This is a genomic window from Kitasatospora sp. NPDC048722, assembly GCF_040650235.1.
GTDB lineage: Bacteria > Actinomycetota > Actinomycetes > Streptomycetales > Streptomycetaceae > Kitasatospora.
On record NZ_JBEZGX010000001.1, the window covers coordinates 415527 to 434176 of the forward strand.

The window sequence follows — 18650 nt, forward strand, 5'->3', positions numbered from 1 at the left end:
TCGGGACCCCGCGAGTTCCGCCGCGTGAACTCCCAGGAATGCGCGGAAGGCTCAGCAATATCTCATGGTGATGTGAAGATCTGACGACCATGCGGGGTAAGAAACGGACAAATAGAGCAAGCATCCGCCCCCTGATTCTGTTGCCATCTCAAGCGTGAGATATGGTCTGCCGAGTGACAGGCGACTACCTCACCCGTATCGGCACCCTCATCCGTACCGCGCGCCAGCACCGCGGCTGGTCCCAGGCGCAGCTCGGCGAGGCCCTCGGCACCAGCCAGAGCGCGGTCAATCGCATCGAACAGGGCAAGCAGAACGTCAGCCTTGAGATGATCGCCCGCATCGGCGAAGCCCTCGACAGCGAGATCGTCTCCCTCGGCTACTCCGGCCCGATGCACCTGCGCGTCGCCGGCGGCACCCGCCTCTCCGGCGCGATCGACGTCCGCAGCAGCAAGAACGCCTGCGTCGCGATCCTCTGCGCCTCGCTCCTCACCACCGGCCGCACCACGATCCGCAGCGTCGCCCGGATCGAGGAGGTCTACCGCATCCTCGAGGTCCTCACCAGCATCGGCGTCAAGAGCCGCTGGATCAACGAGGGCCGCGACCTCGAACTCACCCCGCCGGCCGAGCTCGACCTCGCCGCGATGGACGTCGAGGCCGCCCGCCGCACCCGCAGCGTGCTGATGTTCCTCGGCCCGCTGATGCACCGCGCCGAGCACTTCGCCATCCCGTACGCCGGCGGCTGCGACCTCGGCACCCGCACCGTCCAGCCGCACCTGACCGCGCTGCGCCGCTTCGGCCTGGAGGTCGCCACCACCGGCGGCGCCTACCACGCCTCGGTCGAGCCGGGCGTCCCGCTGGACCGTCCGATCGTGCTGACCGAACGCGGGGACACCGTCACCGAGAACGCGCTGCTGGCCGCGGCCCGCCACGACGGCGTGAGCGTCATCCGCAACGCCTCGCCCAACTACATGGTCCAGGACCTGTGCTTCTTCCTGGAGAAGCTCGGTGTGAAGATCGAGGGCATCGGCACCACGACCCTCACCGTGCACGGCGTCCCGGAGATCACCTGCGACGTCGACTACACCCCGGCCGAGGACCCGGTGGAGGCGATGAGCCTGCTCGCCGCCGCCGTCGTCACCTCCTCCGAGCTGACGATCCGCCGGGTGCCGATCGAGTTCCTGGAGATCGAGCTCGCGGTGCTGGAGGGCATGGGCCTGGACTACGACCGGACCCCGGAGTACCGGGCCCACAACGGTCACACCCGGCTGGTCGACCTCACCGTGCGCCCGTCCAAGCTGACCGCGCCGATCGACACCATCCACCCGATGCCGTTCCCGGGCATCAACATCGACAACGTGCCGTTCTTCGCCGCGATCGCCGCGGCGGCGCACGGCACGACGATGATCCACGACTGGGTCTACGACAACCGGGCGATCTACCTCACCGAGCTGACCAGGCTCGGCGCGGACGTCAAGCTCCTCGACCCGCACCGCGTCCTCGTCCAGGGCCCGACCCGCTGGCGCGCCGCCGAGATGATGTGCCCGCCCGCGCTGCGGCCCGCCGTGGTCATCCTCCTCGCGATGCTCGCCGCGCAGGGCACCTCCGTGCTGCGCAACGTCTACGTCATCAACCGCGGCTACGAGGACCTCGCCGAGCGCCTCAACTCGATCGGCGCGCAGATCGAGACCTTCCGTGACATCTGACGGCCGGCGTAGGCGTCCTGACGGTACGTCAGTGCACTGACCCGTCGAGGCCGGACAGCAGCAGGGCCACGTCCAACCCGGTGTTCAGGTACTCCACGAACACCGGGTTGTTCAGTGCCCAGGGCGAACGCCGTTCCCGGACCAGTCCGACGGCCCGGTCGGTGTCGTGCCCGAGGAGCGCGAGGGCGCCCGCCACCACGAGGCCGGAGCGGTTGTAGCCGGAGTGGCAGCGCACGAGCGTCCGGCGGCCCCGGCGGACGGCCTGCGCGGTGAGCGCGACCGCGTCCTGGACCGCCCGGATCTGGGCGGCGGAGAGCACGTCGTCCGGCACCGCCCGGACGACGTGCTCCACGTGCGGGGCGGGCCCGTGTCCCGGCAGCGTGAACAGGCTGACGACCACGTCGAACTCGTATCCCACGACGGCGGGTTCGAGATCACCGCCGGGCGGGGTCCAGTAGTGCCCGCCCATCCAGAGCCCGGGGGTGATCTCGTTCCAGGGGGCCGAGGGGCCCGGGGTGTCGCGCTCCTTCTGGCGGGTCCGCATGTGTGGTCCCGTACTCCTTCCCGTTCGGCGGGCGGTGCTCGTCGATCAACGGGAACGAGGATCCGGCGAAGCGGGCGGACCTCCGCGCCGAAGCGGCCCGGGGTGTCCAACGATGCTGTGGCGCAAACGAGTTCCCGGGCGGGTCGACCGGTGATGCCCGCGGACTAGGCGACTTCGCCCAGGGGCCCGGCCGTCGTGGACAGCCAGTGGACCGCGCCGGGGACGTCCGGCGCGACCGGGACGCCGTCGGGCAGCGGCGGGCGCTCCACGACGACCACGGGCAGGCCGAGTTCGCGGGCGGCGGTGAGCTTGGGGGCGGTGGCCGCGCCGCCGCTGTCCTTGGTGACGAGGACGTCGATCCGGTGCTCGCGCAGCAGCGACCGTTCGCCGTCCAGCGTGAACGGGCCCCGGTCCAGCAGGACTTCGAGCGAAGCCGGCAACGGCGGCTCGGGCGGGTCGACCGAGCGGGCCACGAAGTGCAGTCCGTCGAGGTGCGCGAAGGTGCCGATGCCCTGCCGTCCAGTGGTGAGGAACACCCGCCGCCCGAGGGCGGGCAAGGCCTCGGCCGCCGCGGCGAGCGAGGGGACTGGGTGCCAGCGGTCGCCGTCGGCCGGCGACCAACCGGGCCGTCGCAGCGCCAGCAGCGGCACGCCGGTGGCGGCGGCCGCGAGGGCGGCGTTGCGGGACATGCCGGCGGCGAACGGGTGGGTGGCATCCACCGCGGCGGCCACGCGCTCGGTGCGCAGCCAGGCCGCCAGGCCGTCCGGACCGCCGAAGCCGCCGATCCTCACCTCCCCGGCGGGGAGCCGGGGTTGGGCCACCCGGCCGGCCAGCGAACTGGTCACGCGCAGGTGCGGGTGCCCGGCGAGTTCGGCGGCGAGGGCCCGGCCCTCGGTCGTGCCGCCCAGGATCAGGACGTGGCGGGCCACCCGGTCACGCCCCGCAGGGCTCGTGCGGGCGCTCGCGGTCCGCCGAGTAGAGGTGGCTGTCGCGGAACTGCTCGGCGGCGAGGGTCCGTCCGACGATGATCACCGCGGTGCGGACCACGCCGGCCGCCTTCACCTGCCCCGCGATGTCGGCGAGCGTGCCGCGCAGCACCAGTTCGTCCGGGCGGCTGGCCATCGCGACGACGGCGGCGGGGCAGTCGGCGCCGTAGTGCGGAAGCAGCTGCTCGACGACGTCGTCGACGTAACCTGCGGCCAGGTGCAGCACCAGCAGGGCGCCGCTGCGCCCGAGGGTCGCCAGGTCCTCGCCCTCGGGCATGGGCGTGGCGCGCTTGGCGATCCGGGTGAGGATGACGGTCTGGCCGACCGTCGGTACGGTCAGTTCCCGCTTCAGCGCGGCCGCCGCGGCCGCGAAGGCGGGCACACCCGGGACCACCTCGTACGGGACGCCGGCCGCGTCGAGGCGGCGCATCTGCTCGGCGACGGCGGAGAAGACGGACGGGTCGCCGGAGTGCAGGCGGGCCACGTCCTGCCCGGCCTCGTGGGCACGGACCAGCTCGGCGACGATCTGGTCGAGGTTGAGCTGGGCGGTGTCGATCAGCCGGGCGCCGGCCGGGCACTCGTCGAGGAGCTCGCGCGGCACCAGGCTGCCGGCATAGAGGCAGACCTCGGCACGGGCGAGGATCCGCTGGCCGCGCAGGGTGATCAGGTCGGCGGCGCCCGGGCCGGCTCCGATGAAGTAGACGGTCACGAGGCGTCCTCCTGGGGGGTGTTGGGCTTGACGGCGGACCACTGGGTGACCGGCATGGCCTGGCGCCATCCGGTGAACCCGCCGACCGGGACGGCGTGGGCGACGGCGAGCTTGACGAGCTCGCCGCCGTGGCGCCGGTACCAGTCGGTGAGCAGCGCCTCGGATTCCAGTGTCACCGTGTTGGCGACCAGCCGGCCGCCGGGCGCCAGGGCGGCCCAGCAACTCTCCAGCAGGCCGGGCGCGGTGAGGCCGCCGCCGATGAACACGGCGTCGGGGGTGGGGAGTCCGGCGAGCGCGGCAGGGGCCGGACCGGTGAGGACGCGCAGCCGGGGGACGCCCAGCGCGGCGGCGTTGCGGGTGATGCGCCCGGCCCGGACGGGGTCGCGCTCGACGGTGACGGCCTGGCAGTCGCGGTGGGCGCGCAGCCACTCGATGGCGATCGAGCCGGAGCCGCCGCCGACGTCCCAGAGCAGCTCGCCGGGGGCGGGCGCGAGGGCGGCGAGGGTCGCGGCGCGGACGTGGCGCTTGGTGAGCTGGCCGTCGCTCTCGTACGCGGCGTCGGGCAGGCCGGGGACGAGGGAGGTGCGGGGGCCGTTGCCGAGGTCGACCGCGATGACGTTCAGCGGGTCGCCGGGCGGGTGCGGCCAGCCGTCCGCCGGGCCGTCGAGCTGCCGTTCGGCGGGGGAGCCGAGCTGTTCGAGCACCCGGAGGCGGGCGGTGCCGTAACCGCGGGCGGTGAGCAGCGCGGCGACGGCGGCCGGGGTGGCGGCGTCGGCGCTGAGCACGAGCAGGCGGCGGCCGGGGTGGAGGGCCAGGGCGAGGGTGTCCAGCGGGCGGCCGACGAGGCTGATCACCTCGGTGGCCTCCAGGGGCCAGCCGAGGCGGGCGCACGCGTAGGAGACGGAGGAGGGGTGCGGCAGGACGCGGAGGCGTTCGGCGCCGACCGTCTCGGCGAGGGTGCGGCCGATGCCGTAGAACATCGGGTCGCCACTGGCGAGGACGGCGATGCGGCGGCCGGTGTGGGCGGCGAGCAGCTCGGGGACGGCGGGGCGCAGCGGGGACGGCCAGGGGACGCGGTCGGCGGGCACCTCGCCTTGGGGGAGGAGGTCCAGCTGCCGGGGGCCGCCGATGACGACCTCGGCCGAGTGGAGGGCGGCGCGGGAGGTGGTGGCGAGGCCGGGCCAGCCGTCGGCCCCGATCCCGACGACGGTGATCGGGGGTGGCAGCTCGGGCACCGGGTGGCTCCTCGTCGTTCGGTGGGCCGTGAGGCGGGAGGGGGAAACGGACGTAGCCGGGGCAGCCTACCTGGCGGTTTGGCGGAGGATCAGGGCGGGCGACGGGTGACGGCGGGCGGGCGACGACTTTCAGCGAACAGATGACAGATTTCGAAATCTGTCATCTGTTCGCTGAAAGTCGTTCGGAGCGCAACCGCGCCCCCGCGCCCGCCCCCGCGCCCCAGACCGTCCCGAGCCCCGCGCGCCGAGCGGTCCCAACCCACGCCCCGTCATCGCTTCGCCCAGTCCCCCGAGGTGATCAGCGCCGGCCGCGCCCGCAGTTCCTCCTCCGCCGTCGGCCCGGCCAAGTACACCCATGCCTCCCGAGTCTCGCCCGCCGCCGTCCGCACCGCCCGCCGCTGCCGCACGTACAGTCCCGTCCCGTCGGCCCGGCACTCCTCCAGCCGGTCCAGGTCCGCGAGCGCGCCCGCGTACGCTCCCGGGCGCACGGTGACGAGTTCACCCACGATCCGGCGCCCGGGCGTCGGGTCCGGCACCGCCCACGGGAATCCGGGACCGTCGTGGAGGGCGGCGCCCTCCAGGACCGCCGGCCGGATGTCGGCGCAGCGGCCCGCCAGGTGGACGGCGTGGTTGTGGCCGTCGCTGCGCAGGGTGCCGTAGACGAAGAACGGGAGCGACTCGTCGGACGGGCGCTGATCAGACACGGATTCGACCTCTCGTCCGGGGCGCCCACCGTACGTCGTCGTGCTCGACTGGTGATACCCACTGGCGTGCGGGTCCGCCGATGCGGTGTCATATCGGATGTTCTGCCAGCACCGTCCAAGGGGGACACCCATGACAGCGCCCGCCTCCTCCCCGCCACCCGGAGCCTCCGCCGGGGACACCGACGGCGAAGCCTCTCCAGGCCCGGCCTCGCCGGCGTCGGCTGCCGCTCCGGACGCGACCTCCACGGGCCCCGCCTCCTCGCACCCCGCTGTCCTTCCCCGCCCGGCCCGTCTCAGTGGTGCGGTGTGGCTGGCCCTCGCCGTCGTCTACGTCGTCTGGGGCTCCACCTACCTGGCGATCCGGATCTCGGTCGAGACGATGCCGTCCTTCCTCTCCGCCGCCGCCCGCTTCCTGACCGCGGGCCTCCTGCTCTCCGGTTTCCTGCTGGTCCGGAGCGGCCCGGCCGGCCTGCGGGTGAGTGCGCGCCAGCTGGCCTCCTCGGCGCTGGTGGGCGTGCTCCTGCTGACCGGAGGCAACGGCCTCGTCGTGCTGGGCGAGCGCTCGGTCCCGTCCGGTCTGGCCGCCCTGCTGGTCGCGGCCGTCCCGTTGTGGATGGTGTTGCTGACGGCGTTCGGGGGCGAGCGGCCCCGGCCCGCCGAGCTGGCCGGCGTGCTGCTCGGTCTTGTCGGTCTCGGGGTGCTGTCCGCGCCCGCGTTTGGCGGGGACATCGCGCCGCTCGGCGTGATCGTGATCATCTGCGCCACGCTGACCTGGGCGGGCGGTTCGTTCGTCAGCAAGCGCCTGCCGATGCCGGGCAACGTGCTCGCCGCGAGCGCCTACCAGATGCTGGCGGGCGGCCTCGCCGATCTGCTGGTCGGCCTCGTGCGCGGCGAGGCACACGGGCTGGACGTCGCCGCGGTCTCCGGCCGGTCCTGGTTCGCGCTCGCGTACCTGGTGCTGTTCGGCTCGCTGCTCGCCTTCACCGCGTACGCGTGGCTGCTGCGGAACGCGCCGCTGACGCTGGTCTCGACGTACGCCTACGTGAACCCGGTCGTCGCGGTGCTCCTCGGCTGGCTGATCCTGTCCGAGCCGCTGACGGGCCCGACCCTCGCGGGCGGGGCGATCGTGGTGGCGGGCGTGTGCCTGGTCGTGAGCGTCAGCCGGAAGCCCGCTCGTAAGTGAGCCCGTAAGTGAGGACGGCGTCGCCCCGCGCGAAGTCCGCGCGCCAGTCCGCGCCAAGTCCGTGGGGAGTCCGCGGGGAACAGCGGCACGCCGGAGCCGGCCGAAACCGGGTGCCGCTCGACGATCAACTCGTCGATATCGGGCAGAAGTTGACCGCCGGGCCCGGCCGGTCCGGTCCGGGCCCGGCGCAGAGCCGGAGGCCGAGCTCGTCCTCCTGCCCGAGTCGGCGGAGGAGGCGCGGCGGCTCCCCGGCGGTGACCTCCACCGCCGGGGCGGACTCGCGTCGGGGTGCGGGAGGACACGATCTGCCGCAGATAGCCTTCCCGGCAGAGAGGGGCGGGGTCAGAGCGCGTGCGGCGGAGTGCCCGTCCACCAGTTGCCGGGGGCGTCGGGGTCGCGGCTGGTCCAGAACTCGATGATGGCGGTGGTGAACTCCTCGGCGGAGAGGGTGCCGTCGCCGTCGCGGTCGAGCCGCCGGAAGGCCTCGTCGGCGTCGTCGCGCGAGAGGCCGACGAAGTGGCCGCGCTGGAAGACGAAGAACTCGCCCGCGTCGACCGTGCCGCTGCGGTCGGCGTCGGCCACGGCGAGGAAGGCCTCCGCGAGCGCCCCGAGGCTGGCGCGGGCGGCCTCCGGGTCGTCGGCCAGCGAGCCCGTCGAGCGGACGAACTGCTCCCGGGTGATCGACTCGGTGTCGGCCGGGAGGTGGGCGAGGTGCAGGTCGTGCCAGATCGTCAGGTAGGCGCGGACGATGACCGCCTCCGCCTCCGAACCCTCCTGGTGGCCGAGCGAGCGGGCGACCGAGTGGCCCATGAGGACGTGGTCCCGCTCGGTGATCAGCCCGTCGCCGTCGGCGTCGAGGTACCGGAACCCGTGATTGATCTTCGCGATGAGCAGATCGTCAGACATATGTCCCCTCGGTTGGCGATCCCTGCCGGTGGAGTCCGCTTGACGGACCCGGCCGACGAAGTCCGCCGGGCGTGCCGTCGATCCTGCCGGAGCACGACGCCAGCACGCTAGCGCTTCCGGCCACGGCCAGTCAGCCGGACGGTGGCCCTCCCGATCCACGGCGCCGACCGCGCGCCGTCCCCGCCCCACGTGCGCTTCCCGCCCCACGTGCGCTTCCCGCCCCACGGGCGCTTCCCGCCCCACGTGCACCTCCTCGGCCCACACGCACGGCGCCGGCTCAGACGGACACGACAACTCATCCGCACGCCCCCGGCTCACTCGCACGACCATGACGACGGCCACGTGCGCCCGAGCATCACCATCCCGATCCCGCACAGCACCGCGACCACCGCCAGCGACCACAGCGCGGCCCGGGCCCGCCGGGAGTGCCGCCACCAGCCGGCCACCCATGAGAGCGCCGCCGCGACGGCCCCGAGGAGCCCCAGCCCGACCGCCCCGAGCGCGGGGAGCAGCCACGGCGGCCCGTCGCCCTGGCAGGGCAGGTCCCGCTGGAACAGCTGCCAGCTCCCCGCCGCCCCGCCCGCGAGCGCCATCGCGGCCAGGCACACCGCCACCTGCGGCCACCGCACTGCGGGTCGTCCGCCCACCGATGCCCCCGTCCGCCCAGAGCCTGTTCCCGCACGGGTCCGCGCCCAACGGGTCGGTGAACTCTCCCAGGGCGGACGGACCGCGGGCGTCAGCCCCCGGGCGGAGGCGGCGTTCCCGCATCCGGTCCGAACGGCGGGGGCGCGAGGGCGCCGAAAGGCGCCGGCTCAGTCCTGGTGGTCGGCCCGGACGTACGCCTCGGGGAGCAGGTCGCGCACCCGGACCGCCCGCAGGTCCGGCCCGCGGCCGACGAGCACCTCGATGCCGGGGAAGTAGTCGAGCAGCACCTGGCGGCACCGGCCGCAGGGCGGGATGACGCCCCGCCCCTCGTCGCCGACCGCGACGATCGCCGTGAGGTCGTACGCGCCCTGGCCGGCAGCCGCGCCGATGAGGGCGAGCTCGGCGCAGGGACCGCCGGTGAAGTGGTAGGCGTTCAGGGCCGTGACGACCCGTCCGTCGGCGTTGCGGGCGGCCGCGGCGACGGTGTGGTTGTCCGTGCGGGCGAAGCGGCGGACGGCGTCCTCGGCGGCGTCGACGAGCTCCCGGTGCGCGGTGGACAGCAGGGGCAAGGACGGGGACGGTGACGGAGACACGGGCTCGGGCTCGGGCTCGGCGGACATATTCGGTGGGTCTCCCAGGTCGTTCGTGACAGGCTTCGAGCATGGCCCGCAGCCCCCTGTCCCTGCCAACCCTTTCCGCCGGCCCGTTCGACCTGCGCCCGTGGCGGCTCAGCGACGCCGACGTGCTCCGCGAGGCTGCCGCGGACCCGTACATCCCGCTGGTGACGACCGTCCCGGCCCGTTACGACGCGGACGCCGCACGGGCCTTCGTCGAGCGGCAGTGGGCCAAGGCGGCGGCCGGCGGCGCCTACCCGTTCGCCGTCGCGCGCCGCGCCGACGAGCGGGCCGTCGGCTTCGTCGGGCTGTTCCCGCAGGGCGACGGCCGGGCCACGATCGGCTACTGGACGGCGGCCTCGGCCCGCGGCCGGGGCGTGGCCGGCCATGCCCTGCGCACGGTCGCGGACTGGGCGCTGCGCGAGGCCGGGTTGGCCCGGCTGGAGCTGCACATCGAGCCGTGGAACACCGGCTCGCTGCGAACGGCCGAGCGGGCCGGCTTCCGGCGCGAGGGTCTGTTGCGCGCCCATCGCACGATCGCCGGTGAGCGCCGCGACATGGAGCTGTACGCCCTCCTCGCCGCCGACCTGGAGCTTCAGCCCGCCACGGCGGCCCGTCCGGACGCCGTACGCGCATCCGCCCCGGACGCAGTGCGCGTACCCGCCCCGGGCACGGCGGCCAGCAGCTCGCGGGTGTAGTCCGTGTGCGGCGCGGCGAACAGCCGGTCGCGGTCGGCGGACTCGACCAGCCGTCCCCGGTGCATCACGGCGACCCGGTCGCAGAAGTGCCGGACCACGGCGAGGTCGTGCGAGACGAACAGGAAGGCGACGCCGACGCAACGCGTCCGCCGGTGGGCTGTTGTAGCCCGGCGAGGACGCGCGAGGTGGTGGACTTGCCGGAGCCGGACTCGCCGACGAGGCCGACGGTCTCCCCGGGGGCGATGCGCAGCCCGACGCCGTCGACGGCCTTGACGGCCTCGGTGCGTCCGCCGGGGAAGCGGCGGCGTCCGGGGAAGACCATGTACGTCGGGTCGGCCCGGAACACCTCGGCGCCGCGGGCGATCATCCGGCCCCAGTCCGGGACCGGCTCGGTGATGCCGACCCCGCTGAACGACAGCACCGCCTCCGAGGCGACGAACGCCGGCACCGCCATCGTCACGTGCACCAGCAGTTGCGAGCGGACGTTCGGCAGCAATTCGCGGACGACGACGTGGAAACCGCTCGCCCCTGGGCGCGGGCGGATTGCACGAAATCCCGTTCCCGCAACGAGCGCACGGTGGCCCGGAGGGAAAGCGCGAGCGGAATCCAGCCGAACGCGGCGAATACCAGGATCAGCACCAGGAACTGCATCCATTCCGGTTCCGCGGCGCCCGGATCGACCAGCCTCGACTGGATGACCGGACTCAGCGCGAGCAGCAGGAGCAGCGTCGGAAAGGCGAGCAGCACGTTCGCGAGGAAGCCGAACAGGCGGTCCGCGATTCCGCCGAGACAGCCGACCGCGACACCGGCCAGCACACCGAGCACGGTCGTCACGGCGGCGGACGCGAAGGCGATCAGTGGGGAGGTGCGGATGCCGTACAGCAGCTGGGTGAACACGTCCCTGCCGAGGCCCGGCTCCAGGCCGAACCAGAAATCGCCGGAGACGCCGCCGTTCGCCAGCACGGGCAATCCGCCGTCGCTGAGCAGGCCAGGAGCGTCCTGGCCGTAGTGCTCGGTCGGGTTCTTCCCGTACAGGGCGGCGATCAGCGGGGTGGCGAGGGTGAGGAGCAGGAACAGCAGGACGACGGCGAGGGCGGTGGCGCCGACCCGGTCGCGCAGGATCCGGCGGACCGGACCGTCCGGGGCCGGCCGGACAGCGGAATCAGGTGCCGCGACTGTTTCGACGATGGCCATGCGAGGCGTACTCCCGAATTCTCCGCCGCCCTGTGGGATGAGGGTGCGATGACGTGCGTTTCCGAGCCGCATTCGGGGATTTCCCGGCGGCCGGCGCAATGTCATCAGATCGGATGCGATGGACCTCGGGCAAATCACTTCGCGTCGATGTGTTGCGCATTTTTTCGGCCGGTGCGACGGCTTCACGGCGCCGCAACACGCTCGTCGCAGGAGAACGGGCAAAAGCCCCCAAAACATCCAGCCCGTCCCGCATTCTGAGATCTGCGCCACACCCCTGCGGGTATTGGTACGATCCCGGTGGGCCGCGACTGGCGCGTAGGGATGGAATCAACCATCGGGAAGCGGCCCCGTGCCCTGTCACGTGCAGTTGCCGAGCGCCTGGGCCGTCCGCATCCCCACCAGGAGACCGCCATGGCCGCCCAGCCCCAGCCCGAGCCTCAGCCCGAACACCAGTTTCTTCCGCAGCCCCACACCGCCGCCGACGCCGCCGCGAACACCGCCTTCCGCAGCGCCCTCGACGTCGTCGCGGGCGTCGAGCCGCGCATCGCCGCCGCCATCGGCCGGGAGATCGAGGACCAGCGCGCCTCCCTCAAACTGATCGCCAGCGAGAACTACGCCTCCCCGGCCGTCCTGCTCGCCATGGGCAACTGGCTCAGCGACAAGTACGCCGAGGGCACCGCCGGGCGCCGCTTCTACGCCGGCTGCCGCAACGTCGACACCGTCGAGACCGTCGCCGCCGAGCACGCCCGCGCCCTGTTCGGCGCCGACCACGCCTACGTCCAGCCGCACTCCGGCATCGACGCCAACCTGACCGCCTTCTGGGCCGTCCTGTCCCAGCGCGTAGAGAGCCCGGCCCTGGAGCGCGCCAAGGTGCGCAACGTCAACGACCTCACCGAGCAGGACTGGGCGCGGCTGCGCCACGAGCTCGGCAACCAGCGGATGCTCGGCATGTCCCTGGACACCGGCGGCCACCTCACCCACGGCTTCCGGCCCAACATCTCGGGCAAGATGTTCGAGCAGCGCAGCTACGGCACCGACCCGGCCACCGGCCTGATCGACTACGACGCGCTGCGCGAGACGGCCCGCGAGTTCCGCCCGCTCATCCTGGTGGCCGGGTACTCCGCTTACCCGCGGCGCGTGGACTTCCGCCGGATGCGCGAGATCGCGGACGAGGTCGGCGCGACGCTCATGGTCGACATGGCGCACTTCGCGGGCCTCGTCGCGGGCAAGGTGTTCACCGGCGACTTCGACCCGGTGCCGCACGCCCACATCGTCACCACGACCACCCACAAGTCGCTGCGCGGCCCGCGCGGCGGCATGGTGCTGTCCACCGCCGAACTCGCCGAACACGTCGACCGGGGCTGCCCGCTGGTCCTCGGCGGCCCGCTCTCGCACGTCATGGCCGCCAAAGCGGTCGCGTTCGCCGAGGCCCGCCGTCCCGAGTTCCGGGCCTACGCCCAGGCCGTCGTCGACAACGCGCAGGCGCTCGCCGAGGGCCTGCTGCGCCGCGGCGGCACGCTCGTCACCGGCGGCACGGACAACCACCTGGTCCTCGCCGACGTCTCCGGCCACGGCCTGACCGGCCGCCAGGCCGAGGCGGCGCTCCTCGACGCGGGCATCGTCACCAACCGCAACTCCGTCCCGCAGGACCCGAACGGCGCCTGGTACACCTCCGGCGTCCGCCTCGGCACCCCCGCGCTCACCACCCGCGGCCTCGGCACTGCCGAGATGGACGAGATCGCCGCCCTCATCGACACCGTCCTGCGCGCCACGACCCCCACCACGACCGCGAACGGCGCCCCGTCGAAGGCGCAGTACGTTCTGGACGACGCCCTCCGCGACGGCATCGCCAAGCGCGCCGCCGACCTGCTCGCGCCCTTCCCCCTGTACCCGGGCGTCGACCTGGTCTGAGCGCCAAAGCCCTCGGGGGCGGGACGCATCGACGCGTCCCGCCCCCGACCCGGCCGGCTCCTACGCCAGTCGGCAGCGCATCAGTCGCCAGCGCGAAGGTCGGCACCGCACCGGTCAGTACTGCAGCGACTTGTACTGCAGGAACTCCTCCAGGCCGTGGCGGCCGAGCTCGCGGCCGAGGCCCGAGCTCTTGTAACCGCCGAACGGGGCCAGGGGGTTGAAGCGGCCGCCGTTGAGGTCGACCTGGCCGGTGTCGAGGCGGCGGGCGAAGGCCGCGGCGGTGTCGGTGTCGGCCGCCCAGACGCCGCCGGCCAGGCCGTACTCGGTGCCGTTGGCGAGTTCGGCGGCGTGGTCCTCGTCGCGGTAGGGCAGGACCACCAGCACCGGTCCGAAGACCTCCTCCTGAGCCACCGTCATGTCCGGTGTGACGTCGGCGAGTACGGTCGGACGGACGTAGAAGCCGACGGGAAGGTCGGCGATCGGCTCGGGACCGCCGGCGACCACCCGGGCGCCCTCGGTGATCGCGCCCTCCAGGTAACTACGCACCCGAGCCAGCTGCTTGGCGTTGACCACCGGACCGATCCGGGTCCGCGCATCGGCCGGATCGCCCGGGACGTACTTCTCGGCGGCCTTCGCCGCTATCGAGACGGCCTCCTCGTAGTGGTCCCGGTGCACCAGTAGCCTCGTCCACGCGCTGCACGTCTGGCCCGAGTTGGCGAACACGTTGGCCACGTTGACGTTGACCGCGCGGGTCAGGTCGGCGCCGGGCAGCACCACGTTGGCGGACTTGCCGCCCAGCTCCAGGGCGACCCGCTTCAGGCCGCGCCCGGCCGTCTCGGCGACCGCGCGGCCGACGGCGGTCGACCCGGTGAACGACACGACGTCCACGTCCCGGTGGGCGGCGAGCGCCGCGCCGGCCACCGCACCGGTGCCGGTCACCAGGTTGAACACGCCCGCGGGGAAGCCCGCTTCGTGCACCAGCCGGGCGAACAGCCGCGCCACCAGCGGCGTGTCCTCGGCCGGCTTGAGGACCACCGGGCAGCCGGCCGCCAGTGCCGGGACGACCTTGGCCACGATCTGGTGCAGCGGGTAGTTCCACGGAGTGATCGCCGCGACCACGCCGGCCGGCTCGGCCAGCACCAGCGAGTTGCCGATCCGCTCCTCGAAGGGGTGCTCGGCGAGCAGCGCCAGGTAGGTGGACGCGACGGTCAGCGGCAGCCCGGCGTGGACGGCGGCCGCGAAGCCGACCGGGGCGCCCAGTTCGGCGACCACCGTCGCGGTGATCTCGTCCTGCGCCCCGGCGATGCCGTCCCGGAGCCGGGTGAGCAGCGCGAGCCGCTCCTCACGGGTGGTCGCGCCCCAGGCCCGCGCCGTTCGGCGGGCCGCGCCCACCGCGGCGTCCACGTCGGCCGCGCCGCCGGCCGGCACGGTGGCGATCACCCGCTCGGTCGCGGGATTCAGCACCTCGATCGACCCGGTGTCCCCGGAGGGGCGCCAGGCGCCGTCGACGTACTGGTCCGCGTGGTCCCCGAACCACCGGCCGCCCTGCTCTTCCCCGCCCCGCCCGTCGTTCCGCGCGTCCTGCTCCGCGTCGTGCTGCACCGATGGTCCTCTCGTCCGCCTGGCCTTCCGACCGCGCTCCACCGCGCTCCACCGCGCTCCACCGCGCTCAACCACCAGCGCTGGTTCAAAGGCCAAGTCAAGGCGGCCGGGGTAGCCGCGCGCAAGAGTCAATCCGCTCCGGCAGGGCCTGAGGTCACCGCGGCGCGAACCGCGAGGTGTACTCGGCGAACGGCTCGATCCCCACGTCGGCGCGCCGCTCGTCCAGCCGCTCCGGGTCCTCGCAGGGCCACGGCACCGGGCGGCCGTCCGCGACCGCGCCGATCTGCGTGCCGTACCGCTGCTCGCGCCCCTCGTTGACGGCGAGCCGGTCCTGAAGGAACGCCAGGTCGCGCGCGCTCGCGGCGCCGTCCGCGACGGCCGCGGCCATCAGTTCCACGGCCCGGCGCTGGACGTCGAGTTGGCGATCGGCGTGCTGGGCGACCAGCCAGGCGGCCTTCGCGGCGTCGGCTCCGACCAGTGCCTCGGTGGGCCAGCCGTGCTCGGCCATGATCGCGGCCAGCCGGTCCCCGTGCCCGGCGGTGAGCCGTCGCCAGGTGGCCTGCTCGGCGAGGTCGGTGCTGCCGGCGAGCCGCACGGCGGCGGCATCCTCGGTCATCATCTCCGTCAATTCCTCGGCCAGTGCGGCGAGATCGTGCCCGGTCGTCGTCATGTCGCTCCGCTCCCCATTCCCGGCCCACCGCGATGGGGGCCGACGGTGTTCCACGGTAGGCAGTAGAAAAGCGGCGAAGATCGTTCCAGGGAATGGTGACTCTGCGAAGCGGAGGGGGCACAATGGACGTACGTGATCGGTGCGCCCGTGCCCACTCCCGGCCCGATGCGACGGTCCACGAAACTCCTGCGCCCGAAAGGCTCCTCAATCGCGCGGACGGCGCTGTAGATTGCAGCGAACTCAGCTGTGGGGGGCTACGGTTGGCGGCGGGTGCAAGACGTGTGCACACCGTCGGCACGTCGTGCGCCCCCGCGGTGGGCGGGAGGGCGCCGCCACTCTGAGGTCTGGCTCGAATCCGCAGGTCATCCGTACCGCAAAAGGAGCTTCCCCGTGACCGAAGCCGCGTTCACCGACGAGCACCACCGGCCCGCCGAGCCGGCCTCGCTGGACGACGTGCCGGGGTGGTTCTGGGACCACGACCGGCATTCCTTCGAATGGTTCCTGGGGCGCCAGGAGAAGAGCGGCGTCACGGGCGACCTGCTGGAAATGGGCGCATACCTGGGGCGCAGCGCCATCGTCATCGGGGAGCACCTCCAGCCCGGCGAGTCGTTCACCGTCTGTGACCTCTTCGACTCGGACGCGCCGGACGACGAGAATTCCGCCGAAATGGACATGTCCTACCGCAAGACCCTGAGCCGCTCGGCCTTCGAGTCGAACTACCTGTCGTTCCACGGCGAGCTGCCGGAGATCATCCAGGCGCCGACCTCGACGCTGGCGGGCGGGCGGATAGCGGCGGGCGCGTTCCGGTTCATCCACATCGACGCCTCGCACCTGTACGAGCACGTGGTCGGCGACCTCCAGGTGGCCCGCGTCGCGCTGCAGGACCAGGGCGTCGTGGTGCTCGACGACTACCGTTCCCAGCACACCCCGGGCGTCGCCGCCGCCACCTGGGAGGCCGTGTTCAACCACGGGCTCAGGCCGATCCTGCTCACCGAGTGCAAGTTCTACGGCACCTGGGGGGACCCGGAGCCCTTCCAGCGGGACCTGCTCGACCGGGTGGACCTCGCCGAGGGCTGTCAGCTGAGCGCCGAGACCCTCAACGGCCGGCAGCTGCTGCGCATGACCGGCACCTCGGAGGGCATCGAGCCGTTCCGGCCGTCCCGCCACCACGAGCGGCTCGTCGCGCTGAGCGCCCGCCGCCAGGCAGCCCAGGCCGCCGACGACTCCCGCCGGGCGCTCCTGGAGTCGCAGGAGGAGGCCGCCCGCGACCTCGCCGCCCGCCGCGCCCGCGCCGCCGAGCAGCGCCGCCCGGTCAACGTCGCCAAGCGCGCCGCCCGCGACCTGCTCCCCCCGGTGGTCACCTCGGCGATCCGCCGCGCCCGCCGGGGCTGAGGGCGGGCGATGGCCGACGAGCGACAGCTGACAAGTAACAGATGACAGATTTCAGCGAACAGATTTTGAAATCTGTTCGCGAGGTTCTGCCGCTCGCCGGGTCCGCCGCCCCGGACACACGAGTGCCGGCCGAGCCAAGCTCGACCGGCACTCCCGTGTTCGGCTCCCAGCCTCAGGCCGTTACGCCCGAGACGGCTCCGGCGACGCCGACTCCGACGCGGCGTCCTGCGCGCCGGACGCGCCCTCGGCCTCGCTCAGCTCGCGGCGCACCTCCGCCAGGGACGGGTTCGCCCAGGCGCTCGCGACGCCCCAGCGGTAGAACGCGAGACCGATCGCGGCGACGATCAGCAGGTCCCAGCCCTCGGGCAGGTAGCCGTGCCCGCCGAAGTCGGAGCTGCCCGCCCACGAGACGCCGGCCATCACGAACAGGTACGCCACCATCCAGGCGCCCGCGATCAGGTGCGGACGCAGCACGGCCCACGGCTTGCGCAGCTCGTACCAGGCCCAGATCGGCAGACCGGCGGCCATCAGCAGGATGACCTTGCCGGTCAGCGGCCAGCGGGCCCAGTAAAGGACCAGCGAGCCGAAGACCATCGCGACCGGTGCGATGACCGGCATCGCGCGCAGCCGCACCGGGCGCGGCAGGTCCGGGGCGAGGCGGCGCAGCGCCATGACGGCTACCGGGCCGGTGATGTACGAGATGACGGTCGCGACCGAGACGATCTCGGCGAGCGAGCCCCAGCCGCGGAAGACGGCCAGGAACAGGAACGCGACGCCGAGGTTGAGCAGCAGCGCGGGGCGCGGGATGCCGGTCTTGGGGTCGACCTTGCCGAAGAGCTTCGGCAGGTGGCCGTTCTCCTGCACGCCGTGGATCATGCGCGAGGTGGTGGCGGCGTAGATCATGCCGGTGCCGGAGGGCGAGATGAACGCGTCCGCGTACAGCAGGATCGCGAGCCAGTTGATGCCCCAGGCGATGGCGAGGTCGGCGAGCGGCGAGGTGTAGCCGAGGCCGCTCCAGCCCTGCGACAGGTCGGCGGCCGGGATGGCGCCGAGGAAGGCGATCTGCAGCGCGACGTAGATCACCAGGGCGATCAGGATCGAGCCGATGACGGCCTTGGGCAGCGACTTGCCGGGGTTGCGGGCCTCGCCGGCCAGGTTGAGCGGCGACTGGAAGCCGTTGAAGGCCCAGACGATGCCGGAGACGGCGACGGCGGTGAACACCGCGCTCCAGCCGTTCGGCGCGAAGCCGCCGTGGTCGGTGAAGTGCGCGCTGTCGAAGTGCGCGAGGAGCAGCGCACCGGCGGTCAGGGTCGGGACGACGACCTTGAAGACGGTGATCGCGGTGTTGGTCTTGGCGAACAGCGTGATCGCGAACCAGTTGAGGGCGAAGTAGACGAGCAGCAGCACGCTCGCGAGGGCGACGCCGCTGAGGGTCAGTTCCTGCCCGTTGTACAGCCCCTTGGCCCAGCCGAAGTGCCAGGAGCTCATGTACTGGACGGACGCCGTGGCCTCGCCGGGGATGACGGAGACGATGGCGATCCAGTTGGCCCAGGCGGCGAGGTAGCCGGCCAGCGAGCCGTGCGAGTACTGGCCGTAGCGGACCATGCCGCCGGCCTTGGGGAACATCGACCCGAGCTCGCTGTAGGTGAGGGCGATGGTCAGGGCCACGGCGGCGCCGATCACCCAGGCGAGGATCGAGGCGGGGCCGGCGAGCTTGGCGGCCCGCTCGGCGCCGAACAGCCACCCGGAGCCGATGATCGAGCCCAGCCCGACGGCGGTGAGGCTGATGGTGCCGAGCGAGCGTCGGTAGTGGTTCTGGTGCGATGCCGCTGACGGCTCGGGCTCACTCAACGTATCGGTCCTCTCGCTCGGGGTCGACGGGTGGTGTCGTGGTTTTTACGGTCATGAGTCGGTATTCCGGACACAAACGCCCAGCAGCCTATGGGGCGAAAAC

At 73.1% G+C, this 18650-nt stretch carries 18 protein-coding genes and 1 riboswitch; of the genes, 5 read left to right on the forward strand and 13 right to left on the reverse strand.

Annotated features, from left to right (window positions below; genetic code table 11):
* Positions 1–173 precede the first annotated feature (173 nt).
* Positions 174–1703 (forward strand): UDP-N-acetylglucosamine 1-carboxyvinyltransferase, encoded by a 1530-nt coding sequence (locus tag AB0C76_RS01740; protein WP_359957966.1) that lies wholly within the window; start codon positions 174–176, stop codon positions 1701–1703.
* A gap of 28 nt (positions 1704–1731) precedes the next feature.
* Here AB0C76_RS01740 and AB0C76_RS01745 read toward each other — a convergent pair whose 3' ends face one another.
* The 5 genes from AB0C76_RS01745 to AB0C76_RS01765 form a co-directional block, all read right to left on the reverse strand.
* Positions 1732–2247: a protein phosphatase gene (locus tag AB0C76_RS01745; RefSeq protein ID WP_359957968.1), complete on the reverse strand. Its 516-nt coding sequence runs from the start codon at positions 2245–2247 to the stop codon at positions 1732–1734.
* Between the two features lie 164 nt (positions 2248–2411).
* Positions 2412–3176: a cobalt-precorrin-6A reductase gene (locus AB0C76_RS01750; protein WP_359957970.1), complete on the reverse strand. Its 765-nt coding sequence runs from the start codon at positions 3174–3176 to the stop codon at positions 2412–2414.
* A 4-nt stretch (positions 3177–3180) separates the two neighbouring features.
* Positions 3181–3942 carry a precorrin-4 C(11)-methyltransferase gene (cobM, locus tag AB0C76_RS01755; RefSeq protein WP_359957973.1) on the reverse strand — a complete coding sequence of 254 codons (762 nt, stop codon included), beginning with the start codon at positions 3940–3942 and terminating at the stop codon, positions 3181–3183.
* On the reverse strand, positions 3939–5177 hold the full coding sequence (cbiE, locus tag AB0C76_RS01760; protein WP_359957976.1) for a precorrin-6y C5,15-methyltransferase (decarboxylating) subunit CbiE: 1239 nt from the start codon (positions 5175–5177) through the stop codon (positions 3939–3941). The genes cobM and cbiE overlap by 4 nt, the downstream gene beginning before the upstream one ends.
* A 269-nt stretch (positions 5178–5446) precedes the next feature.
* Positions 5447–5881: a gamma-glutamylcyclotransferase family protein gene (locus AB0C76_RS01765; RefSeq protein ID WP_359957979.1), complete on the reverse strand. Its 435-nt coding sequence runs from the start codon at positions 5879–5881 to the stop codon at positions 5447–5449.
* A gap of 130 nt (positions 5882–6011) precedes the next feature.
* On the opposite strand from AB0C76_RS01765, the gene AB0C76_RS01770 reads away from it, so the two are divergent.
* On the forward strand, positions 6012–7064 hold the full coding sequence (locus tag AB0C76_RS01770) for an EamA family transporter (protein WP_359957982.1): 1053 nt from the start codon (positions 6012–6014) through the stop codon (positions 7062–7064).
* 342 nt (positions 7065–7406) lie between these two features.
* Here the strand turns inward: AB0C76_RS01770 and AB0C76_RS01775 are convergent, their stop codons facing one another.
* The 3 genes from AB0C76_RS01775 to AB0C76_RS01785 form a co-directional block, all read right to left on the reverse strand.
* On the reverse strand, positions 7407–7970 hold the full coding sequence (locus AB0C76_RS01775; protein ID WP_359957985.1) for an EF-hand domain-containing protein: 564 nt from the start codon (positions 7968–7970) through the stop codon (positions 7407–7409).
* Positions 7971–8284: 314 nt separating this feature from the next.
* On the reverse strand, positions 8285–8599 hold the full coding sequence (locus tag AB0C76_RS01780) for a hypothetical protein (RefSeq protein WP_359957988.1): 315 nt from the start codon (positions 8597–8599) through the stop codon (positions 8285–8287).
* Positions 8600–8782: 183 nt separating this feature from the next.
* Positions 8783–9184: a cytidine deaminase gene (locus tag AB0C76_RS01785; RefSeq protein WP_359957991.1), complete on the reverse strand. Its 402-nt coding sequence runs from the start codon at positions 9182–9184 to the stop codon at positions 8783–8785.
* A 92-nt stretch (positions 9185–9276) separates the two neighbouring features.
* Here AB0C76_RS01785 and AB0C76_RS01790 point away from each other — a divergent pair, with 92 nt between their 5' ends.
* Positions 9277–9927, forward strand: coding sequence for a GNAT family protein (locus tag AB0C76_RS01790; RefSeq protein WP_359957994.1), 651 nt, complete (start codon positions 9277–9279; stop codon positions 9925–9927).
* 64 nt (positions 9928–9991) lie between these two features.
* Here AB0C76_RS01790 and AB0C76_RS01795 read toward each other — a convergent pair whose 3' ends face one another.
* Entirely contained in the window at positions 9992–10423 is a 432-nt protein-coding gene (locus AB0C76_RS01795) for an ATP-binding cassette domain-containing protein (protein ID WP_359957997.1), read from the reverse strand.
* On the reverse strand, positions 10384–11121 hold the full coding sequence (locus AB0C76_RS01800; RefSeq protein WP_359957999.1) for an ABC transporter permease subunit: 738 nt from the start codon (positions 11119–11121) through the stop codon (positions 10384–10386). The genes AB0C76_RS01795 and AB0C76_RS01800 overlap by 40 nt, the downstream gene beginning before the upstream one ends.
* 294 nt (positions 11122–11415) lie before the next feature.
* Positions 11416–11512: riboswitch (ZMP/ZTP riboswitch) on the forward strand.
* 20 nt (positions 11513–11532) lie between these two features.
* On the opposite strand from AB0C76_RS01800, the gene AB0C76_RS01805 reads away from it, so the two are divergent.
* Complete coding sequence (locus AB0C76_RS01805) at positions 11533–13032, forward strand: glycine hydroxymethyltransferase (protein WP_359958002.1); 1500 nt, start codon at positions 11533–11535, stop codon at positions 13030–13032.
* A gap of 114 nt (positions 13033–13146) precedes the next feature.
* On the opposite strand, the gene AB0C76_RS01810 is transcribed toward AB0C76_RS01805, so the two are convergent.
* On the reverse strand, positions 13147–14634 hold the full coding sequence (locus AB0C76_RS01810; RefSeq protein ID WP_359958005.1) for an aldehyde dehydrogenase family protein: 1488 nt from the start codon (positions 14632–14634) through the stop codon (positions 13147–13149).
* A gap of 154 nt (positions 14635–14788) precedes the next feature.
* Positions 14789–15304, reverse strand: coding sequence for a DUF6624 domain-containing protein (locus AB0C76_RS01815; protein ID WP_359958008.1), 516 nt, complete (start codon positions 15302–15304; stop codon positions 14789–14791).
* 390 nt (positions 15305–15694) lie between these two features.
* Between AB0C76_RS01815 and AB0C76_RS01820 the strand changes: the two genes are divergently transcribed.
* Positions 15695–16696, forward strand: a complete 1002-nt coding sequence (locus tag AB0C76_RS01820; RefSeq protein WP_359958010.1) for a class I SAM-dependent methyltransferase — start codon at positions 15695–15697, stop codon at positions 16694–16696.
* 180 nt (positions 16697–16876) lie between these two features.
* On the opposite strand, the gene AB0C76_RS01825 is transcribed toward AB0C76_RS01820, so the two are convergent.
* The gene (locus AB0C76_RS01825) at positions 16877–18547 is read right to left on the reverse strand and encodes an APC family permease (RefSeq protein ID WP_359958012.1); all 1671 of its coding nucleotides are present in this window, start codon (positions 18545–18547) and stop codon (positions 16877–16879) included.
* Positions 18548–18650 lie beyond the last annotated feature (103 nt).